Annotated in this window: 19 protein-coding genes; 5 read left to right on the forward strand and 14 right to left on the reverse strand. The window is 71.1% G+C overall.

Going from position 1 to position 19570, the window contains the following annotated elements; genetic code table 11:
* Positions 1-179: 179 nt before the first annotated feature.
* Positions 180-1787, reverse strand: a complete 1608-nt coding sequence (locus SJY14_RS13065) for an ATP-binding protein (protein ID WP_396599088.1) — start codon at positions 1785-1787, stop codon at positions 180-182.
* Positions 1784-2542 (reverse strand): response regulator transcription factor, encoded by a 759-nt coding sequence (locus SJY14_RS13070; RefSeq protein WP_056046521.1) that lies wholly within the window; start codon positions 2540-2542, stop codon positions 1784-1786. Before SJY14_RS13070 ends, SJY14_RS13065 begins: the two co-directional genes overlap by 4 nt.
* Before the next feature lie 167 nt (positions 2543-2709).
* Between SJY14_RS13070 and SJY14_RS13075 the strand changes: the two genes are divergently transcribed.
* Together SJY14_RS13075 and SJY14_RS13080 are read left to right on the forward strand one after the other, a co-directional pair.
* Positions 2710-4269, forward strand: coding sequence for an ABC transporter permease (locus SJY14_RS13075; RefSeq protein ID WP_396599089.1), 1560 nt, complete (start codon positions 2710-2712; stop codon positions 4267-4269).
* A 110-nt stretch (positions 4270-4379) separates the two neighbouring features.
* Positions 4380-5048: an ABC transporter ATP-binding protein gene (locus tag SJY14_RS13080; protein ID WP_071255354.1), complete on the forward strand. Its 669-nt coding sequence runs from the start codon at positions 4380-4382 to the stop codon at positions 5046-5048.
* 42 nt (positions 5049-5090) lie between these two features.
* On the opposite strand, the gene SJY14_RS13085 is transcribed toward SJY14_RS13080, so the two are convergent.
* The 8 genes from SJY14_RS13085 to SJY14_RS13120 all read right to left on the reverse strand — a co-directional run bounded on the left by SJY14_RS13085 (position 5091) and on the right by SJY14_RS13120 (position 13622).
* Complete coding sequence (locus SJY14_RS13085) at positions 5091-6056, reverse strand: biopolymer transporter Tol (RefSeq protein ID WP_396599090.1); 966 nt, start codon at positions 6054-6056, stop codon at positions 5091-5093.
* 15 nt (positions 6057-6071) lie between these two features.
* Positions 6072-7085, reverse strand: a complete 1014-nt coding sequence (locus tag SJY14_RS13090; RefSeq protein ID WP_071255229.1) for a sugar phosphate isomerase/epimerase — start codon at positions 7083-7085, stop codon at positions 6072-6074.
* Between the two features lie 75 nt (positions 7086-7160).
* Positions 7161-8333, reverse strand: a complete 1173-nt coding sequence (locus tag SJY14_RS13095) for a Gfo/Idh/MocA family protein (protein WP_396599091.1) — start codon at positions 8331-8333, stop codon at positions 7161-7163.
* Positions 8330-9169 (reverse strand): carbohydrate ABC transporter permease, encoded by an 840-nt coding sequence (locus SJY14_RS13100; RefSeq protein WP_043592933.1) that lies wholly within the window; start codon positions 9167-9169, stop codon positions 8330-8332. The genes SJY14_RS13095 and SJY14_RS13100 overlap by 4 nt, the downstream gene beginning before the upstream one ends.
* Complete coding sequence (locus SJY14_RS13105) at positions 9162-10157, reverse strand: carbohydrate ABC transporter permease (RefSeq protein ID WP_082452235.1); 996 nt, start codon at positions 10155-10157, stop codon at positions 9162-9164. The genes SJY14_RS13100 and SJY14_RS13105 overlap by 8 nt, the downstream gene beginning before the upstream one ends.
* Positions 10158-10236: 79 nt before the next feature.
* Positions 10237-11601 carry a sugar ABC transporter substrate-binding protein gene (locus SJY14_RS13110; protein ID WP_255364182.1) on the reverse strand — a complete coding sequence of 455 codons (1365 nt, stop codon included), beginning with the start codon at positions 11599-11601 and terminating at the stop codon, positions 10237-10239.
* Positions 11602-11733: 132 nt separating this feature from the next.
* Positions 11734-12882 (reverse strand): Gfo/Idh/MocA family protein, encoded by a 1149-nt coding sequence (locus SJY14_RS13115; RefSeq protein WP_071255225.1) that lies wholly within the window; start codon positions 12880-12882, stop codon positions 11734-11736.
* Entirely contained in the window at positions 12879-13622 is a 744-nt protein-coding gene (locus SJY14_RS13120; RefSeq protein ID WP_143048581.1) for a sugar phosphate isomerase/epimerase, read from the reverse strand. The genes SJY14_RS13115 and SJY14_RS13120 overlap by 4 nt, the downstream gene beginning before the upstream one ends.
* 217 nt (positions 13623-13839) lie before the next feature.
* Between SJY14_RS13120 and SJY14_RS13125 the strand changes: the two genes are divergently transcribed.
* Together SJY14_RS13125 and SJY14_RS13130 are read left to right on the forward strand one after the other, a co-directional pair.
* Positions 13840-15030 carry an ROK family transcriptional regulator gene (locus tag SJY14_RS13125; protein WP_071255224.1) on the forward strand — a complete coding sequence of 397 codons (1191 nt, stop codon included), beginning with the start codon at positions 13840-13842 and terminating at the stop codon, positions 15028-15030.
* An 89-nt stretch (positions 15031-15119) separates the two neighbouring features.
* A complete protein-coding gene (locus tag SJY14_RS13130) occupies positions 15120-15854 on the forward strand; it encodes a YqaJ viral recombinase family protein (protein ID WP_396599092.1) in 735 nt (244 codons plus the stop codon).
* Here SJY14_RS13130 and SJY14_RS13135 read toward each other — a convergent pair.
* Complete coding sequence (locus SJY14_RS13135) at positions 15836-16477, reverse strand: Pr6Pr family membrane protein (RefSeq protein WP_396599093.1); 642 nt, start codon at positions 16475-16477, stop codon at positions 15836-15838. The two genes, SJY14_RS13130 and SJY14_RS13135, sit on opposite strands and share 19 nt — an antisense overlap.
* Before the next feature lie 126 nt (positions 16478-16603).
* On the opposite strand from SJY14_RS13135, the gene SJY14_RS13140 reads away from it, so the two are divergent.
* Positions 16604-17590 (forward strand): NADP-dependent oxidoreductase, encoded by a 987-nt coding sequence (locus tag SJY14_RS13140; protein WP_396599094.1) that lies wholly within the window; start codon positions 16604-16606, stop codon positions 17588-17590.
* A gap of 43 nt (positions 17591-17633) precedes the next feature.
* On the opposite strand, the gene SJY14_RS13145 is transcribed toward SJY14_RS13140, so the two are convergent.
* The 3 genes from SJY14_RS13145 to rplK all read right to left on the reverse strand — a co-directional run bounded on the left by SJY14_RS13145 (position 17634) and on the right by rplK (position 19516).
* Positions 17634-18170, reverse strand: a complete 537-nt coding sequence (locus SJY14_RS13145) for a GNAT family N-acetyltransferase (RefSeq protein WP_396599095.1) — start codon at positions 18168-18170, stop codon at positions 17634-17636.
* 124 nt (positions 18171-18294) lie between these two features.
* Positions 18295-18984, reverse strand: a complete 690-nt coding sequence (rplA, locus tag SJY14_RS13150) for a 50S ribosomal protein L1 (protein WP_043592944.1) — start codon at positions 18982-18984, stop codon at positions 18295-18297.
* Positions 18985-19084: 100 nt separating this feature from the next.
* Positions 19085-19516, reverse strand: a complete 432-nt coding sequence (gene rplK / locus SJY14_RS13155; protein WP_043592945.1) for a 50S ribosomal protein L11 — start codon at positions 19514-19516, stop codon at positions 19085-19087.
* Between the last annotated feature and the right edge of the window lie 54 nt (positions 19517-19570).

A 19570-nucleotide genomic window follows, 5' to 3' on the forward strand; every position in this document is an offset into this window, starting at 1 on the left:
CCGCACCGATGAAAAAAGCTCCGGCGCAAGCGCACGGAGCTGGATCTCTTCGAGAAGAGGAACGACTTCACACACCTGCGCTGGACGCTCTCTCTCGAGAACCTTCGGCACCCGTCTGCGATCAGACGAGTACAACCGGCGGTCTTGGGCTTCGATCAGAATAGACGCAGGAGGCGCGCTCACGCAAGTCGCGCCTCCTCGGCATCCCGGTCGGGGGCGACGACGGGCGTCGCGAGCGGCAGACGGACGGTGAAGGTGGCCCCGTCGTCCGAGCTGGCGACGTCGACGGTCCCCCCGTGGGAGTGGACGACGGCCTGCACGATCGCGAGGCCGAGGCCCGTCGAGCCGGCCTTCCGCGACCGCGAGCTGTCGGCGCGGGCGAACCGTTCGAACAGCACCGGCAGCACGGCCGGGTCGATGCCCGGCCCGTCGTCGGCGACCGAGACGACGGCCTGCCCGGACGCGTCGTCGACCGTGAGCGAGACGTGCACGTGCGTGCCGTCGGGCGTGTGTGTGCGCACGTTCGTCAACAGGTTCGCGACGATCTGGTGCAGGCGCATGGCGTCGCCCGACACGGTCACCGGCTCGTCGGGCACGTACACGTCGACGTCGTGCGTGGGGCCGGCCACGTGGGCGTCGTTGACCGTGTCGAGCACGACCCGGGTGAGGTCCACGTCGCCCGTGACGAGGTCGCGCCCCTCGTCGAGGCGGGCGAGCAGCAGGAGGTCCTCGACGAGCGAGGTCATCCGCAGCGACTCCGACTCGATGCGGCCCATGGCGTAGACCACGTCGTCGGGCAGTCCGGTGTTCATGCGGCGGGTCAGCTCGGCGTAGCCGCGGACCGACGCGAGCGGGGTCCGCAGCTCGTGCGAGGCGTCGGCGACGAACTGCCGCACCTTGTTCTCGCTCTGCTGACGGGCCTCGAGGGCCCCCGCCACGTGGCCCAGCATGCGGTTGAGCGAGGCACCGACGCGGCCCACCTCGGTGCGGGTGTCGGCGTCGGCCTCGTCGACGCGTTCGGCCAGCGCCACCTCGCCGCGGTCCAGCGGCAGCTCGGCGACCCGCAGCGCCGTGTCGGACATGCGCTCGAGCGGTCGGAGGGCGCTGCGCACGACGCCGTAGGCCACGGCGATCGCGATGGCGAGGCCGATGAGGGTCACGGCGAGGATGGTGATCACCATGACCGTGATGGTGCGGTCGACGCTGCTCGTCGGCAGACCCACGACGAGGTAGGCCGGCGTCGTGGCGACCGAGCCCGACGTCGTCGTCGTCTGGTAGCCGACCGCGAGGGACTCCACCCGGTACGAGCCCAGGGCCGATCCGAGCGAGACGGTCTCGGGAGTCGTCGAGCCGGCGACCGTCGTCACGACCGACGTGAGGTCGTCGGTCAGGCGAGGCGAGACGACCCGCCCCGACTGCTCGACCCGGTAAGCCGCCACGACCGACCCGTTGACGACGACGGCCGTGAAGGTGCCGGGCGACTGCCGCGGGCCCGACAGGTCGTCGCCGTCGGGCGTCAGGTACGGCCGGGTCGTCGAGCCCTGGGCGTTCACCATGGGCACCGAGCGACCGGTCGCCCCCTCGAGTTCGTCGTCGAGCTGACGCATCAGCGACGCCTGCAGGACGATCACGCTGACAGAGCCGATCACGATGGTCAGCAGCACGACGAGCGCGACGATGCTGAGGATCAGGCGGTTGCGCAGCGTGAGCGGACCGGCGAGACCGGGCGCCCGGCCCACGAGGCCGCGGAGGCGCGAGCCCACCCGGGCGGGCAGGGCAGCGCTCACGAGGTGGGCTTGATCACGTAACCCACGCCGCGCACGGTGTGGATCATGGGCTCTTCACCGACGTCGATCTTCTTGCGCAGGTACGAGATGTAGATCTCGACGACGCTGGACTTGCCGCCGAAGTCGTAGCTCCAGACCCGGTCGAGGATCTGCGCCTTGCTCAGCACGCGGCGCGGGTTGCGCATCAGGAAGCGCAACAGCTCGAACTCGGTCGCGGTCAACTCGATCTCGCGACCGGCACGGGTCACCTCGTAGCTCTCCTCGTCGAGCACGAGGTCGCCGACGACGATGCGCGAGTCGCCCGCCTCGCTGATGGCCGAGGCCGACCGGCGGATCAGGCCGCGCAGTCGGGCGACGACCTCTTCGAGCGAGAAGGGCTTGGTCACGTAGTCGTCGCCGCCGGCGGTGAGACCCGACACCCGGTCCTCGACGCTGTCCTTCGCGGTGAGGAACAGGATCGGGGTGTCGTCGCCGCTCGACCGCAGGCGACCGAGCACCTGGATGCCGTCGATGTCGGGCAGCATCCAGTCGAGCACGATCGCGTCGGGCTTGAACTCGCGCGCCGTCGCGAGGGCCGCCTGGCCGTCGGAGGCCGCCTTGACGTCCCAGCCCTCGTAGCGCAGGGCCATCGAGAGCAGGTCGGTGAGGCTGTTCTCGTCGTCGACGACGAGGACTCGGAGGGGCGTTCCGTCGGCACGGGTGAGGCGGGGGGCCGAGGCGGTGGCGGGGGTCGTTGTGGTCACCTCTCCAAGTATCGAGCGATTCCTATGAACGGACTGTGTCCGACCGATGAGCTGGCTGCGCATCTCTCATACGAGCCTCATAGCCGACTGATCGCGACCTCATCGAGGCCGTCCCTAGGTTCGCTCCGGCGGCAGGCCCGACGGCCCGGCACCGCCCCAGCCAAGGAGACCCCCACACCATGTTCTTCACCTACCTGCGCCGAGAACTCGGCAACAGGCGCAAGCAGACCGTCGTCATCGCCATCGGCATGGCCCTCGCGATCGCGCTCGTCATCATCGTCAACGGCGTCGCCGCCGGCGTGCGGAACGCCCAGTCGTCCGTGCTCGAGTCCGTGTACGGCGTCGGCACCGACGTCACCATCACGCAGACCGCCGAGCCGGGAACCGACGGCGGCGGCCCCGGCCAGCAGTTCTCCTTCGGCTCGGGCGACGGCAGCACGGAAGACGGCAGCACCGAGGTCTCGCAGAGCACGCTCTCGGCGGCGCGTGGCACGGCCACCTTCGACTCTTCCACGCTCGCCACGGTCGAGGGCGTCGACGGCGTCTCCGCCGCGACCGCGACCCTCAGCCTGCAGAACTCCAGCTTCTCCGGCACGCTGCCGGACTTCTCCCAGGGCGGTTCCGGAGGCGCGGGCACGGCCCCGGGTTCAGGCACCGGAACCGACACGGGCACGGCCCAGCAGGCGCCGCCCACGGGCGGGGCCGACGGCGCGGGCGGCAGCTCGTTCGACGTCGACCAGTTCGCGGTCGAGGGCATCGACGTGACCGCGGACGCGGTCGGCCCGCTCACCAGCGTGACCCTGGCGGATGGCCGCACCTTCACCGCCGACGACGCCGGGAAGGACGTCGTCGTGCTCGACCAGGCCTACGCCACGAGCGCCGACCTCACCACGGGCGACACCCTCACCATCGGCGGCACCGACTTCACCGTGATCGGTGTCGTGGCCTCCACCTCGTCCGACGCGGCCACCGCGAGCGACACGTACGTCCCGCTCGACACGGCGCAGACCGTCAGCGGCCTGACCGGCCAGATCAGCAGCGTCTACGTCACGGCGGCGAGCGCGAGCGACGTCGACTCGCTCAAGTCCGATCTCGAGGCCGCCCTGCCCGACGCGACCGTGAGCACGCAGTCCGACCTCGCGTCGAGCGTCTCGGGCTCGCTGTCGACCGCCTCGGGCCTGGTCTCGAACCTCGGCACCTGGCTCTCGGTCATCGTGTTGATCGCGGCCTTCGCCATCGCCGTCCTGTTCACCGTCTCGGGCGTCGGCCGCCGCACGCGGGAGTTCGGCACGCTCAAGGCGATCGGCTGGAGCAACGCCCGCATCACCCGTCAGGTCGCCGGCGAGTCGCTCGTCCAGGGTCTGATCGGTGGCGTCGTCGGCGTGGCCGTCGGCCTGCTCGGCATCGTGGTCGTCAACGCGATCGCTCCGACCCTCTCGGCCTCGGCCGCGACCTCGTCGGGCCCCGGGGCCGGTGGTCCCGGCGGCATGCCCGGCGGTGCCGCGACCGCGGCGGCCGGCTCGGCGGTCGAAGGAGGCGCGGCGGCGGGCACCGGCGGAGGCTTCGGTCAGCAGATGGCCCAGACCACGACCGACATCGCGCTGCACGTCCCCGTCACGCTCTCGATCATCCTGATCGCCGTCGGACTCGCCGTCCTCGGCGGCCTGTTCGCCGGGGCCGTCGGCGGCTGGCGGGCCTCGCGGCTGCGTCCCGCCGAGGCCCTGCGGAGCGTCGCGTGACGCGGGTCGAGGTCGACGCGACCGGCCCGGTCGACGGGATCCGCGCCTCCTCGTCCCCCTCCCACCAGCACTCCCCCACCGCACCGCACGCACCCGAAGGGCCCCGACCGATGTACCGCCTCACCGACGTCGTCAAGACGTACTCGCAGAAGAAGAAGACCGTGACGGCGCTGGCCGGCGTCACGCTCGAGATCCCCGCCGGCCAGATGGTCGCGATCCAGGGGCCGACCGGTGGCGGCAAGTCGACGCTGCTGCAGATGCTCGGCGCCCTCGACCGGCCGACGAGCGGCACCGTGCTGCTCGGCGAGAAGGACCTCTCGAGAGCCGGCGACCACGCCCTCGCCGCCGCCCGGGGTCGCGAGATCGGCTTCGTGTTCCAGGGGTTCAACCTGATCCCCACGCTGACGGCGGCCGAGAACGTCGAGACGGCGTTCGCCGACGGCTCGGTTCCGCGTGACGAACGGCGCCGGCGTGCGGCGGCCGCACTCGAGTCGGTCGGCCTGGCCGAGCGCGCCGACCACCTGCCGGCCGAGCTGTCGGGCGGTCAGCAGCAACGGGTCGCGATCGCGCGGGCCCTGGTGAAGGAGCCCACCGTGCTGCTGGCCGACGAGCCGACGGGCTCGCTCGACGAGGCGACCCGCGACGAGATCATGGATCTGCTCGAGGGCGTCTGGCGCGAGCGCGGGCTGACCCTCGTCATCGTCACGCACGACTCGGCCGTGGCGAAGCGGGCCGAACGTCGACTGCACCTGAAGGGCGGTCAGGTCACCGAGAGCTGACCGCCCGCCCGCCCGCCCGCCCGCCCGGACCGAGGGTCGGGGTCAGGCCAGCGGGTAGTCGGCGCAGGCGAAGCGCGTCGAGTCCGGGGCCCAGCAGGGCACGTTGATCGTGCCCTGCCCGCCGAAGAGGGCGAGCACGTCGTGCGGCGCCCGGCCCGGCACGGGCAGGCCGTCGGCGCCGAGCGGCAGGGTGCGCAGCACCACGTCACGGTTCTCGGGGTGGCCGAGCGTGCCGGGCTCGAACGACACCCAGAGCAGCGTCGAGGCGTCGGGCGACACGTGCGGGAACCAGTTGACCCGCTCGTCGTCGGTCACCTGCACGACGTCGCTGCCGTCCAGGCGGCTCCGGAAGAGCTGCGCGTGGCCGGCCACCCCGGCGGAGGCGCGTTCCGAGTTCGCCCACAACCAGGCGCCGTCGGGCGAGAACTCGGCCCCGTCGTCGGGGTGCTCGTCGTCGGTCACCGGCGTGGTCGCGCCGTCGGCGAGCGAGACCAGGGCGACGTTCGTGCGCCAGCCGGCCCGCGCCTCCTCGTCCTCCGGGTCGTCGACCGGGGCCGGAAGGGCACCGACGATCACGCTGAGCGTCGCGCCGTCAGGCGAGACCCCGTGGAGGTAGTTCTTGTGGTTGCGCCCCGCGGGATGGTCACGCGTCACGCGGCGGGCGGTGCCGCCCGGGGTCACGCCGTCCCACGGCACCTCGTACAGGTGGCCGTCGCGGGCGCTCACGACCACGGAGCCCTGGTCGGGCGCGATCACGTGGTCGTTGTTGATCTCGGGGACGTCGCCCATCGGCACCGGCTCGAGTGCGGTCTCGTCGACGCCACGCGCGTCGGCGGGCAGGCGCCAGAGCAGGCCGTCGCCGTTCACAACGAGCCAGCGGCCGTCGGGGCTCCAGTTCGGGGCCTCGACCAGCACGCGGGCGCTCTCGAGGACGACCTCGGCGTCGCCGGTCGCGGGATCGACGACCAGCAGGCGGCTCCGTTGGCCGGGCAGCAGGGTTCGGGGCATGGGATCAGTCTGCCGTCACTGGTTCGAGAAGGCGGCGTCGAAGGAGGCGCTCGGCCGCTTCCAGAGCAGCGACCGGATGTAGGCCAACGCCTCGGGGGCGCCGTGCAGCCGGTCCATGCCGGCGTCCTCCCACTCGATCGAGATCGGGCCGTCGTAACCGATGGCGTCGAGGGCGCGGAAGGCGTCCTCCCAGTTCATGTCGCCGTGCCCGGTCGAGACGAAGTCCCAGCCGCGACGCGGGTCGCCCCAGGGCAGGTGAGAGCCGAGCACGCCCGACCGCCCGGTGGGGGGCTTGATGCGGGTGTCCTTGCAGTCGACGTGGAAGATCCGGTCGGCGAAGTCGGTGATGAACGACACCGTGTCGACGCCCTGCCAGAGCATGTGCGAGGGGTCCCAGTTGAAGCCGAAGGCCGAGCGGTGCTCGATGGCCTCGAGCGCCCGGACGCTCGTCCAGTGGTCGTAAGCGATCTCGCTCGGGTGCACCTCGTGGGCGAACCGGACGCCCTCGGCGTCGAAGACGTCGAGGATGGGGTTCCAGCGGTCGGCGAAGTCCTGGTAGCCGGCATCGATCACGGCGGCGGGCACCGGCGGGAACATCGCGACGTAAGGCCAGATCTTCGAGCCGGTGAAGCCGACGACGGTGTCGACGCCCATCTTGCGGGCGACCCGGGCCGCCCGTTTCATGTCCTCCGCCGCCCGCTGCCGGACGCCCTCGGGGTCGCCGTCGCCCCAGGTGGACGGGCGCACGATCGCCTGGTGCCGGAAGTCGATCGGGTCGTCGCAGACCGCCTGCCCGGTCAGGTGGTTCGAGATCGCCCAGACCCCCAGGCCGTGCCGCTCGAGCACGTCGAGCCGCGACCGCAGGTACGCGTCGTCCTGGTCGGCGCGCTCGAGGTCGAGGTGGTCGCCCGACGCCGCGATCTCGAGGCCGTCGTAGCCCCAGCCGGCCGCGAGCGCCGCGACCTCCTCGAAGGGCAGGTCGGCCCACTGACCGGTGAACAGGGTGACGGGGCGGGAGCTCTCGGCCATGGGTTCCTTCTCGGGGCGACGGGGGTGCGGACGGACGGCGGGACGGACGACGGGACGGTGCGGACGGACGACGGGTCAGGGCACGTCGACCCAGCTGCGCGACGCGGCGGAGGCGAGGACGGCCTCGGTCACCCGCACGGCGCGCAGGCCGTCGACGAAGGTGGGCAGTCCCTCGGGGGTGCCGCCCCGGACGGCGTCGTGCGCGTCGCGGACGAACCCCGCGAACGCGTCGACGTAGCCCATCGGGTGCCCCGCCGGGACCGTCGACAGGCGGGCGGCGTCGGGCGCGAGCACGGCGGCGTCCCGCGCCACGAGCTGCGTGCCCGACCTCCGGCCGACCCAGAGAGTCTCGGGCTCCTCTTGTGAGAACTCGAGGCTCTCGGCGGTGCCCGACAGGTCGAGCAGGAGGCGGTTCTTGCGACCCGGCGCGACCTGCGACACGAAGAGGGTGCCGATCGCACCCCGTGCCGTCTCGAACACGACGGCCGCCTCGTCCTCGGTGTCGACCGACGAGCCGCCACGGTGGGCGTGCACCGTGGTGGTCGTCGAGGTCAACCGCGCCAACCGGTCGCCCAGGACGAACTCGAGGAGGTCGACCAGGTGGCTGCCGATGTCGGCGAAGGCCCTCGAGGGGCCGCCGGCCGCCGAGTCGACCCGCCAGTCGACGTCGGCGCTGTCGAGCAACCAGTCCTGCAGGTACGAGCCCCGGACGCTCAGCACGCGGCCGACCTCGCCCGCGGCGACCCGGGCCCGCGCCTCGCGCACCATCGGGTGGTAGCGGTAGACGAACGGCACGGCACCGACGAGCCGCCCGGCCCGGGCGGCCTCGACCAGGGCTTCGGCCTCGGCGCCCGAGGTCGCGAGCGGCTTCTCGCAGACGACGTGCTTGCCGGCGGCGAGCGCCGCCAGGGCGACCGGTGCGTGCGTGGCGTTGGGCGAGCAGACGTGCACCACGTCCACGTCGGGGTCGGTCACGAGGTCGTCGACGCTCTCGTGCGCCGTGTCGACGCCGAGCGACGCGGCCGCCCGGGCCGCGCTGGCCGGGCCCGACGAGGCCAGGGCGACCACCCGGGCACCGGCCGACCGCGCGGCACCGGCGTGCACGCGGGCCATGAAGCCGCCGCCCACGATGCCGACGCGGAGGGGTGCGACCGGCACCGCGCCTCCTCGGCTCGGCTCGGCCCGCCCGGCCGGGCCGACGGTGACGCCCACCGGCCCCACCGCCGTGGCCACGGCCGGTTCGGTCACTTCACGGCCCCCGACGACAGTCCGGTGATCAAGTGTTTCTGCACGAGCATGAAGCCTATGAGCACGGGCAGCGAGACGACGACCGAGGCGGCCATGAGCTGGTTCCAGTAGACGTCCTGCTGCGAGGCGTAGGCGCGGAGGCCGATCGAGAGCGTGCGGGTGTCCTTGCTCGTGAGCACCGAGGCGAAGAGCACCTCGCCCCAGGCCGTGATGAAGGCGTAGACCGCGACGGCGATGATGCCCGGCTTGGCGACCGGGATGATCACGCGGAACAGGGCACCGAGGCGACCCGTGCCGTCGATCATCGACGCCTCTTCGAGCTCTTTCGGGATCGAGGCGAAGTACCCCGTCAGCATCCAGATCGAGAACGGCAGCGAGAACGTCATGTACGTGATGATCAGGCCGAGGTAGCTGCCGGTCAGCTGCACGCCGACCGTGCGCTGGATCTGCACGAAGATCAGGAACAGCGGCAGCAGGAACAGGATGCCCGGGAACATCTGCGTCGACAGCACGACCAGGCTGAAGCTGCGCTGCCCCTTGAACCGCAGGCGGGCCAGCGAGTACGCGGCGAGCACGGCCATGGCCACCGAGAGCACCGTGGCCGAGATCGTGACGATCAGGCTGTTCTTGAAGTACGACGCCAGCGGCACCGTCTGCCAGATCTGCACGTACGGCTCGAGCGTCACCCGGCTGGGGATCCAGGTGAACAGGCCCTGCACGTCGGCGAGCGGCTTGATCGAGGTGGTCAGCACCACGTAGAGCGGCACGACCACCACGAGCGACAGGAAGGCCAGCCCGAAGAAGCGGAAGACCTTGAACCCACGGGTCTCAATCATCGTGTTGTCCCTTCGGCAGAACCATGCGGATGTAGAACGCCGACGCGATCAGCAGCACGACCAGGAGCATCACGCTCATGGCACCGCCGAGGCCGAAGTTCCAGTTGTTGAACGACTGCTGGTAGATCAACGGCGAGATGAGCGTCGCCTGCTCGGGCGACGCGGGGCCGAAGAGCACGTAGGGCACGTTGAACTGGTTGAAGATCCACAGGCTCATGATCAGCAACAGCACGGCGTTGGCCGGCTTGACCATGGGCAGGGTGATCAACGTGAACTGCTTCCAGAGGCTCGCGCCGTCGAGGCTCGCGGCCTCGTAGACGTCCCCCGGGATGTTCTGCAGCGCGGCGAGCAGCATCAGGAAGGCGAACGGCCAGAACTGCCACGCCGTCACGATGACGATGGCCCAGAACGAGTTGCCGCCGAGCAGCCAGAACGGGCGGTCCTGCAGGATGCCCAGGTCGTCGACCAGGAAGCGGTTGATGGCCCCGTCGCGCTGGTTGAACATGAAGGCCCAGGCGATGGTGCCGACGTACGACGGCAGGGCGTACGGCACCAGGAAGAGCGTGCGCAGGATGCCACGGCCCTTGAACGAGCTGGTCAGCAGCACGGCGCCCAGCATGCCCATGCTCCAGGCGATGGCCACCACGATGACGGTGAACATCAGCGTGCGCCCCAGCGCTCCGTAGAGCTGGCCGGCGATGGGCGAGGACGGGTCGAGGGCGGTGACGAAGTTCTGCAGGCCGACGAAGGGCGCGTTGACCCAGTTGGCGATGCTGAGCTGGTTGAGCGTGATGAAGGCGATCCAGATGCCGAGCACCATGGGGACGATGTGGACGAGCAGCTCGGCCAGGGCGGCCGGGGCCACCAGGAAGTAGGCGAGCGGCGAGCGGTGCTTCTTGCGCTTGGCGGGCTCGAGCGGCGCCTGCTGGTGCGGGTCGGGTGGAAGGTCCTTCTCGGCGGTGGCGGGGGGCAGGACGTTGACGGTCATGAGGGTCCTCTCGGGGCCTGGGCGGCGGGGGCGGTCGGTCGGCTGGACCGACCGCCCCCGTCACGGGCGGTGGGACGGGCTACTGACCCGAGCTCATCTGGCTGTTCGCGTCCTCGAGGGCCGACTTGACGTCGGACTCGCTGACGGAACCGCCCTGGGCTGCGGTGGCGAGGAGGTTCTTGATCGCGGTGCCGACCAAGGTCTCCATCTGTCCCTCGGAGGGGTAGAGGGGCATGGGCTGGGCGTGGTCCTCGAGGATCTCCTGCTTCAGCTTGATCGTGTCGGACTGGAACGCCGGGTCGTCGTAGGCACCGGTCACGACGGGCAGCGAGCTGAACGACTTGTTCAGGTAGACCTGCTCGTCGTCGCTGGTGAGGTGCTTCACGAAGTCGATCGCCGCCTCCTTGTTGTCCGAGTTCTCGAACACGCTGACGTTGATCCCGGCGACGTGGCTCTGGGTGCCCAGCAGTCCGGTGGCGTCGGCGGTCTCCATGGGCACCGGTGCCACCGCGTACCCGGTGAAGTCCCGCGCGGCGAGGTTGGCGTCAGGGGCCTGGTCGAAGAACATCGCGGCTCCACCGTCGGCGAAGGTCGCGGCCATGTCGGAGCCGTTCACGCTCTCGGCATCCGAGGGTGAGACCACCTTGTCGACGGCCATCAGGTCGACCCACTGCTTCACGCCGGTGACGACGCCGTCGTTGCCGAAGTCGGGGTTGCCCTCGTCGTCGTACAGCGAGCCGCCGTTCTGCAGGCCGCGGACGAACGCCTGGTGGGCGTTGTTCGAGATGCTCGACCCGGCCATGGTGACGCCCCACTGGTCGATCGTGCCGTCGCCGTCGGTGTCGACCGTCAGCTTCTTGGCGTCCTCGACGAACTCGTCCCAGGTGGTGGGCGGCGTGGTGATGCCGGCTGCCTCGAACATGGCGGTGTTGTAGTACAGCGAGTACGACAGGCCGTAGATCGGCACCGACGTCGGGGCCTGGCCCTCGGCACCGCCGGTCGCGAAGCTCGACTGGACGAAGCGGTCCTGGCCGCCGATCGCCTCGAGGGCGTCGCCCTCCCACGGCACGAACGCACCGCTGGACTGCAGCGAGACCGCCCAGGTGTTGCCGATGTTGAGGACGTCGGGGCCCTCACCGCTCGAGACGGCGGTGAGGATGCGGTTGTAGAGGTCGGACCACGGGATGACCTCGAGGTCGACCTTGACGCCGGTCTCCTCGGTGTAGCGGTCGATGCTCTCTTGCAGGATCTCGGCGTCCTTCTCGACCGTGGGGGCCTGGTTGCTGGCCCAGTAGGTGATGGTGTCGGCGTCGCCGCTGCCGCCCGAGGCGCTGCAGGCGGTCATCGATCCGACCGAGAGGGCTCCGACCGCGAGGGCGGCGAGCCAACGGAACTTGGTGTGCATGACTTCTCCTGGTGTCTCTTCTTCGAGATTTCTCTTCATCGAGTGAGGGAAGGGATGGTGCAGGGGGTTCGTGGTGCTGTGGTGACTCCGGTGGTGCGGGTGGTGCGCTCGGGGGTGGACGGGTGAGGAGGCGCGGTGCCGGCGTCGAGGAGGCGCCGGCACCGCACCGGGTCAGCCGAGGGTCGGGACCGAGGGGTCCCAGCTCTCGGGCAGTTCGGGTGTCGGCTCGAGGGTCGAGTCGACGCGGACGCTCTCGTCGCGTTCGGCGGACTCGGCGAGCGAGACCATGACGTCGAGGACGTGGAAGGCGAGCTCGCCGGGCACGCGCTCCCGGCGACCCTCGCGGATCGCCTGGGCGAGTTCGGCGACGCCGGTGCCGCGGGTGAAGGTCGAGCCCGTGGCCGCGACGACCGCCGGCTCGTCGGTGCCGGTGTGGACCGTCGTGTCGCCCTCGAACTCGTTCGGGTCGGGGAACACGGCCGTGCCCTCGGTGCCGGCGATCTCGACGAAGCCGGCGCGCGCCAGCTTCGAGTCGAAGCTGAAGACGGCCTGCGCGCTGGCACCGCTCTCGAACTGCAGCAGGGCGCTGACGTGCGTGGGCACCTCGACGGGGAAGACCGTGCCGGCCTTGGGCCCCGAGCCGATGACGCGGCTGTCGCGCGCCTTCGACGCCGTGGCTGTGACCTTCGCGACGGGTCCGAACACCTGCACGAGCGTGGTCAGGTAGTACGGGCCGACGTCGAACATCGGACCGGCACCGTACGCGAAAAGGAACTCCGGGCTCGGGTGCCACGACTCGGGCCCGGGCACCTGGAAGAGCGCGAGACCGGTCAGCGGCGTGCCGATGTCGCCGCGCTTCACGACCCGGAGGCCGGTCTGCAGGCCGGCACCGAGGAAGGTGTCGGGGGCGACCGCCACGCGGACGCCGGCCTCCTTCGCGGCCGCCAGCAGCCGGGCGCCGCTCTCACGGTCGAGCGCGTAGGGCTTCTCGCCCCAGACGTGCTTGCCGGCGGCGACGGCCTGCAGGGCCACGTCGACGTGGGCCGCCGGGATCGTCAGGTTGACGACGATCTCGACGTCGTCGAGGGCGAGCAGCTCGTCGACCGTGCCGCTGGCGGGGACGCCCCACTTCTCGGCCTGGGCCGCCGCGCGGTCCTGGTCGATGTCGGCGATGAAGAGGACCTTCAGGTCGGGGAACTGCGTGAGGTTGCCGAGGTACTGGTCACTGATCACGCCGGCACCGATCACCCCGACGCCGACCGGGCCGGTCTTGCCGTCGGAGGCGACGGCGGGTCGCGAGGCCGTGGTCACGTCGCTCATGCGCGGACCCCCTGGAGGAACTCGAGGCTGTCGGCGAGCGCGGTGAACACATCACCGGCGTGGTCGTCGAGCTCGACGACGGGCGTGGCCTGGCGGGCCGCCTGCAGGATGTCGCGGACGGGCATGGAGCCGCGTCCGACGGCGACCTGCTCGACGTCGTTCTTGTTCTTCGGGCCGTCCTTCACGTGGAGGAACTGCACCTTGTCGCCGAGGCGGGCGAGCAGCTCGGCGGCGTCGACGCCGCCGACCTCGACCCAGTAGGTGTCGATCTCGAGCACGACGTTCGCGGGCAGGGCCGCGGCGAACACCTCGAGGGCGGGGGTGCCGTCGATCAGGTTCTCGAGCTCGAAGGCGTGGTTGTGGTAGCCGATGGTGAGGTCGTGGGCGGCGGCCGCGTCGGCGATCTCACCGAGCTCCTTCGCGATGCCCTCGACGTCCTCGCGGGTGACCCAGCGGGTCTCGTCGATGTGCGGGTCGATGATCGTGCCGACGCCGAGGCGGGTGGCGGCGGCGAAGATCGGCTCGAGGTCCTTGCCGATCAGGCCGACGTGCGCACTGGGCGCCGTGAGCCCGGCGGCGGGCAGGGCCTCGGCGTACTCGTCGACTCGGTCGACGAACGCGTAGGGCTCGACCTGGGTGTAGCCGAGGTCGGCGATGCGCTTCAGGGTGCCGGGCAGGTCGGCGGCGATGGCGTCTCTGACCGTGTAGAGCTGGACCGAGATCGGGCTTGCGGTGGTCACCAGGGGTGTCTCCTCTTCCGAGTGGATGTGCGACGGTGACGGGCACCGTCGGGGACTCTCAGCGGTCGAGCCGTCGACCGGTCACCCCCGGAAGAGTGGCGGTCGGCGTCGACCGAGACTCACCATAGGACCGCTTCTGTCGACCCGCAAGCAAAAGTCGACGTTTTTTCGGCGATGTTCTCTCGGCCGTCGTCGGGGGCTGTGGTTTACTGCTGCCATGTCCGACACGACGCGGTCGTCCGCCCTCGGCAGCACGGGAGCCAGCGAGATCTTCCAGCTGCTCCGCGACGGCGCGCCACGCACCCGGGCCGAGCTCGCGGCGATGACCGGCCTCGCCCGGTCGACCATCGGCCTCCGGCTCGACGTCCTGGCCGAGCTCGGTCTCGTCGGCCCCTACGCCGACGCCGTCTCGACCGGCGGCCGCCCGCCCTCACGCGTGGCCCTCGTCCCCTCGGCCCGCGTCGTCCTGGCCGCCGACTTCGGAGCCGGCCACGTCAACCTCGCCCTGACCGACCTGATGGGCGTCGAGCTGACCAGCGACCGCCGCCTGATCGACATCGCCGACGGTCCCGAGACGACCCTCGGCGGCATGGTCACCGGGGCGGACGCCCTGCTCGACCGGCTCGGTCGCACCCGCGACGACCTGATCGGCATCGGCATCGGCCTGCCCGGCCCCGTGCAGTTCAGCACGGGGCGACCGGTCAACCCGCCGATCATGCCCGGTTGGGACGGCTTCGACGTGCCGGGGTGGGTCAGACGTCACCTCGACGTGCCCGTCCTCGTCGACAACGACGTCAACATCATGGCCCTGGGCGAGCGCAGCCACGCGTGGCCGGGCACCGACCACTTCCTGTTCGTCAAGGTCGCCACCGGCATCGGCTCGGGCATCATCTCGGGCGGCCGCCTGCAGCGAGGCGCCCAGGGCATCGCGGGCGACATCGGCCACGTGCAGATCCCCCGCGGGGCCGGCGTCGTCTGCCACTGCGGCAACGTCGGCTGCCTCGAGGCCGTCGCCTCGGGCCCGGCCCTCGCCCGCTCGCTGCGGGCCCTCGGCCACGACTGCGAGGGGGGCCGCCAGGTCGTCGAGCTCGTCCGCACCGGCAACCTCGACGCGGTGCAGGCCGTGCGGCAGGCGGGTCGCGACCTCGGCGAGGTGCTGACCGCCTGCGTCAACATGATCAACCCCTCGGTCATCGCGATCGGCGGCTCGATGGCGCAGGCCGGCGAGCACCTGCTGGCCGGTGTGCGCGAGGTCGTCTACCAGCGCTCGATGCCGCTCGCGACCGAGCACCTGAGCATCGTGCCGTCCCGGGCGGGCGACCGGGCGGGACTCATGGGGGCGAGCATGCTCGCCATCCACCACGCCCTCTCCCCCGCCGCGATCGACGAGCTCGCCGCCGCCGTCTGAGCACGCACACCCGGCGCGCGCCTCCTGGTCCACGACACGAGGAGGCGCGGGTGTCGTCCCCACGCCCGTCGCGAGGGACAATGGTCACCATGACCGTCGTCCAACCCATGCTCACCCTGTGGGACGACGACGAGCCCGAGACCCCCGCCGCGCCTCCTGCGCACCTGACGCGCGTGCTGGCCGACTCGTCGGACCGCATCGCGTGGCTCCGGGCCCGCAGCCAGGGCATCACGGCCACCGACGTCGCCCGGCTCTCGAGCCCGCGGGCGGTGCAGGCCGTCGTGCTCGACAAGCTCTACGGCAACGGCTTCGGCGGCAACGCCTACACCGACCACGGGCGGGCGCGTGAGCCCGAGATCGCCCGGTGGGTGCTGCAACGACACGGCATCGAGTCCAGCCAGAAGCTCTTCCACGCCGCGGGTCAGCGTCGTCACCTGGCCACCCCCGACGGCGTGACCGTCCGCACCGACGGCACCGTCGAGCTCTGCGAGATCAAGACGACGAAGAAGGCCTGGTCGTCGATCCCCCGCTCGTACCTGCGTCAGGTCGCGTGGCAGCAGTACGTGCTGGGCGCCGAGCGCACCCTCGTGGTGTGGGAGCAGCACACCGACTTCGTGCCCGTGCACGGCGACCCGCAGTGCCGCTGGGTCGAGCGCGACGAGGACGAGATCCACCGCCTCGTGGCCCTCGCGGACCAGGTGCTCGACACGCTCGCGCGGCAGGCGCCGGTCGACCCCTTCGCCCCTGGCGGCCGGGCTTCGGCGCCGCCGCCGCCCGACGCCTACGAGGCCTACGAGCCCCCGCCCTACGACCCGCTGCGCTGAGGCACGGGCCGATCCGGGTCGAGCAGGCGCAGCCGTGACGCCGCCACGACGAGCGCCCCGATCACCGTGACCGAGACGGCGATGCCCGCACACCAGAGGGCCACGACACCCCCGCCGAGGGTCGCCACGTCGAGGAACGGATACGGCACGAAGTCCGCGCCACGGGCCAGCACGACGACCACCCAGACGAGCGGGAAGGCCAAGAACTGCCACACCCGCCGCCAGGGCTGACGGTCGCGGTCGGCGAAGACGATCCAGTCGAGCACCACGTAGAGCGGGATCACCCGGTGGAAGACGTCGCTCGCCCACCCCAGCGTGTAGGGGTCGTCCGAGGGCAACCCGGCCAGCAGCAGGTTGAAGACCAGCCCGGTCAGCGCGACGTAGGTGGTGGCGCCGGCCCGCAGCGCGACCGTCCAGCGGGGCGGCGTCGCGCGACGCAGGACCGTGAACGCGCCGACCAGCAGGGCGACCAGCACGATCAGGTTGCTCTGGATCGTGAAGTACCCGAAGAAGTCGACGAACCGGTACCCCGGGTCGCGCAGGCTGTTCTCCCACTGCGCGACGACGGCGACGAGGACCGCGACCGCAGCCGCGACGCGCAGGACGGCGACCGATGCTCTCATGACCACACCGTACCCATCGTTTCCCGGTCGGTGACACCCGCGAAACACGGGTGACTCATCCGTCCCGTTGACTGGCGTCACCACCGCGCCCGAGCCACGGCGCGCACGAGCCGACAGGGGCTGCCGATGGACACGACGATGCACACGACGATGCGTGCGATGGTGATCGAGCGGACCGGGGGTCCCGAGCAGCTCGTGGCCGCCGACGTGCCCTACCCACGACGGGTCAACGCCGAGGTGCTCGTGCGCGTCGTCGCCGCCGGCGTCAACCGTTTCGACCTCGAGACCCGGGCCGGTCGCGGCGACAGCGACGCCATCCCGGCGTTCCCGGCCGTGCTGGGCCACGACTTCAGCGGCGTCGTCGTCGAGACGCCGTACGCCGCCCATCCGCTCAGTCCGGGCGACGCCGTCTTCGGCATGGCCCCGTGCCCCCGCTCGGGCGGCAGCTACGCCGAGTACATCAGCGTCCCGTCGCTCTCGGTGGCCCGGAAGCCCGCGGCCCTGTCGCACCTCGAGGCCGCCGCGGTGCCCCTCGCGGCGCTCACGGCCTGGGGAATGGTCGTGGACGTCGCCAAGGCCCACGAGGGCCAGCGCCTGCTGATCAACGCCGGCGCGGGCGGAGTGGGCCACTTCGCCGTGCAGTTCGCCTCGTACTTCGGCGCGCACGTCGTCGCGACCGGCTCGCAGGGCAACTCGGCCTGGCTGCGCGAGCTCGGCGCCGCCGAGGTGGTCGACTACGGCGCGGCCGACGTCGACCGGAGCGTCCGCCAGGTCGACGTCGTGATCAACCTGGTCGACGACGACGTCGAGGCCGATCGGTCGCTGAGGCTGCTCCGCCCCGGAGGACTCGCCGTCCACGCACCGCTCGCCTCGGGCGCCGCCTTCGCCGAGAAGGCCGCGCAGGCCGGCATCCGGTCGACCGGGTTCGCCGTCTCCCCCGACGGGGCCACGCTGGCGGTCATCTCACGACTGCTCGACTCGGGAGACGTCCGGGTCTACGTCGACGAGGTCTACGACCTGGCCGACGCCCGCGACGCCCACACGCGCCTCGAACGGTCGCACACCCGCGGCAAGCTCGTGCTGCGCGTCGCCGACGACACCGAGGCCGCCTGACCCGGCCACCGGACGGGGACGCCGTCGACCGGCGTGGGTGCGCCTAGATCCGACGCTCGAGGACGAAGTCCTGCTGCAGGTCGTCGCCGAGGGCGAAGGTCTTCGTCCCGACCCGCACGAGGCCGTGCTTGGCGTAGAAGCGCAGCGCACGCTCGTTCTGCTGGTTGACGCCGAGCCACACCGAGGAGGCGCCGGTCGCGCGGGCTGCCTCGAGGGTCGCGGCCATCAGGGTCGAGGCCGCACCGGTGCCGTGGCCCTGGGGCATGACGTAGAACTTGCTCAGCTCGACGGTCGGTCGGGACGAGACGACCGCCGCGACGTCGGCGTCGTCCGGATCGCCCGCGACCATCATGCTGTAGCCGAGGGCGCCCTGGGCCGTGGGGTCCACGGCCAGCAGGACGATGCGGGTGTCGTCGGCGAGGTACCTCGTGAAGGCCTCCTCCGACAGCACGGTGGTGACGACCCGGGCGATGTCGGCCAGGTCCGACCCGGGCGGGCACGCGAGCGGGAAGGTGACCGCGGCGACCTCGGCGAGCAGGGCGGCGTCGGTCGGAAGGGCGGGGCGCACGGTGACGGTCATCTGCCCATGGTGCCGCACCCGCGCCTCCTCACCCGACCACCGACCGGGTGACGACGACGAAGGCCGCCCCACTCGAGAGTGGGACGGCCTTCGGTCGACGCGAGGTCTTCGAGGTCGGGTGGACTTAGAAGACGTTGATGTCGAGGGGGATGCCGGGACCGAAGGTCGTCGACAGCGTGCCCTTGGTGATGTAGCGGCCCTTGGACGAGGACGGCTTCAGACGGACGACCTCTTCGAGGGCGGCGTCGAGGTTGGTGTTCAGCTGCTCTTCCGAGAAGCCGGCCTTGCCGATGACGAAGTGCACGTTGCTGTGCTTGTCGACACGGAACTCGATCTTTCCGCCCTTGATGTCGTTCACGGCCTGCGCGACGTTGGGGGTCACGGTGCCGGTCTTCGGGTTGGGCATGAGGCCACGGGGGCCGAGCACCTTGCCGAGACGACCGACCTTGCCCATGAGCTCGGGGGTCGAGACGGCCGAGTCGAACGACGTGTAGCCGCCGGCGACCTTCTCGATGAGCTCGTCGCCACCGACCTCGTCGGCTCCGGCCGCGATGGCGGCCTCGGCGGCAGCACCCGTCGCGAAGACGATGACGCGGGCGGTCTTGCCCGTGCCGTGCGGCAGGATGACGGTGCCGCGCACCATCTGGTCGGCCTTGCGGGGGTCGACGCCGAGCTTCAACGCGACCTCGACGGTCGAGTCGAACTTCTTCGAGCCGGTCTCGCGAGCGACGGCGACGGCCTCGCTGGTGCTGTAGAACTTGCCTGCCTCGATCTTCTCGGCAGCGGCGCGGTACGCCTTGGACTTCTGAGCCATGTTGGACCTCTTCGTACTGGGGACGTGGTTGCGAGCCTGGCCGGCTCTCCCACTGATGTCAGGGTCGTGCAGGCGGGTCGCCTGCACGGAGGGGTGCTGCTTAGGCGTCGACCGTGATGCCCATGGAGCGGGCGGTGCCGGCGATGATCTTCGCCGCGGCGTCGATGTCGTTGGCGTTCAGGTCGGCCTGCTTGGTCGTCGCGATCTCGCGCACCTGGTCCATGGTCAGCTTGCCGACCTTGGTGGTGTGCGGGGTACCCGAACCCTTGGCGACGCCGGCAGCCTTCTTGATGAGCTCGGCGGCGGGCGGGGTCTTCAGGATGAACGTGAACGAGCGGTCTTCGTAGACCGTGATCTCGACGGGGACGACGTTGCCGCGCTGCGACTCCGTCGCCGCGTTGTACGCCTTGCAGAACTCCATGATGTTCACGCCGTGCTGACCCAGGGCCGGGCCGATGGGCGGGGCGGGGTTCGCGGCGCCGGCGTTGATCTGAAGCTTGATCAGACCCGTGACCTTCTTTTTCGGTGCCATTGTTCTTTTCCTTCTTGTGGGGTTCGAGCCGATCGCGGTCGCGACCTGCTCTCC

The organism is Frigoribacterium sp. R86507 (genome assembly GCF_044597695.1).
Taxonomy (GTDB): Bacteria; Actinomycetota; Actinomycetes; order Actinomycetales; family Microbacteriaceae; genus Frigoribacterium.

Bases quoted from the DNA above. Each gene is read 5' to 3' on its own strand.
- SJY14_RS13075 (WP_396599089.1), top strand. From the start codon at position 2,710: ATGTTCTTCACCTACCTGCGCCGAGAACTCGGCAACAGGCGCAAGCAG.
- SJY14_RS13080 (WP_071255354.1), top strand. From the start codon at position 4,380: ATGTACCGCCTCACCGACGTCGTCAAGACGTACTCGCAGAAGAAGAAG.
- SJY14_RS13085 (WP_396599090.1), bottom strand. From the start codon at position 6,056: ATGCCCCGAACCCTGCTGCCCGGCCAACGGAGCCGCCTGCTGGTCGTC.
- SJY14_RS13090 (WP_071255229.1), bottom strand. From the start codon at position 7,085: ATGGCCGAGAGCTCCCGCCCCGTCACCCTGTTCACCGGTCAGTGGGCC.
- SJY14_RS13100 (WP_043592933.1), bottom strand. From the start codon at position 9,169: ATGATTGAGACCCGTGGGTTCAAGGTCTTCCGCTTCTTCGGGCTGGCC.
- SJY14_RS13105 (WP_082452235.1), bottom strand. From the start codon at position 10,157: ATGACCGTCAACGTCCTGCCCCCCGCCACCGCCGAGAAGGACCTTCCA.
- SJY14_RS13110 (WP_255364182.1), bottom strand. From the start codon at position 11,601: ATGAAGAGAAATCTCGAAGAAGAGACACCAGGAGAAGTCATGCACACC.
- SJY14_RS13115 (WP_071255225.1), bottom strand. From the start codon at position 12,882: ATGAGCGACGTGACCACGGCCTCGCGACCCGCCGTCGCCTCCGACGGC.
- SJY14_RS13125 (WP_071255224.1), top strand. From the start codon at position 13,840: ATGTCCGACACGACGCGGTCGTCCGCCCTCGGCAGCACGGGAGCCAGC.
- SJY14_RS13130 (WP_396599092.1), top strand. From the start codon at position 15,120: ATGACCGTCGTCCAACCCATGCTCACCCTGTGGGACGACGACGAGCCC.
- SJY14_RS13135 (WP_396599093.1), bottom strand. From the start codon at position 16,477: ATGAGAGCATCGGTCGCCGTCCTGCGCGTCGCGGCTGCGGTCGCGGTC.
- SJY14_RS13140 (WP_396599094.1), top strand. From the start codon at position 16,604: ATGGACACGACGATGCACACGACGATGCGTGCGATGGTGATCGAGCGG.
- SJY14_RS13145 (WP_396599095.1), bottom strand. From the start codon at position 18,170: ATGACCGTCACCGTGCGCCCCGCCCTTCCGACCGACGCCGCCCTGCTC.
- rplA (WP_043592944.1), bottom strand. From the start codon at position 18,984: ATGGCTCAGAAGTCCAAGGCGTACCGCGCCGCTGCCGAGAAGATCGAG.
- rplK (WP_043592945.1), bottom strand. From the start codon at position 19,516: ATGGCACCGAAAAAGAAGGTCACGGGTCTGATCAAGCTTCAGATCAAC.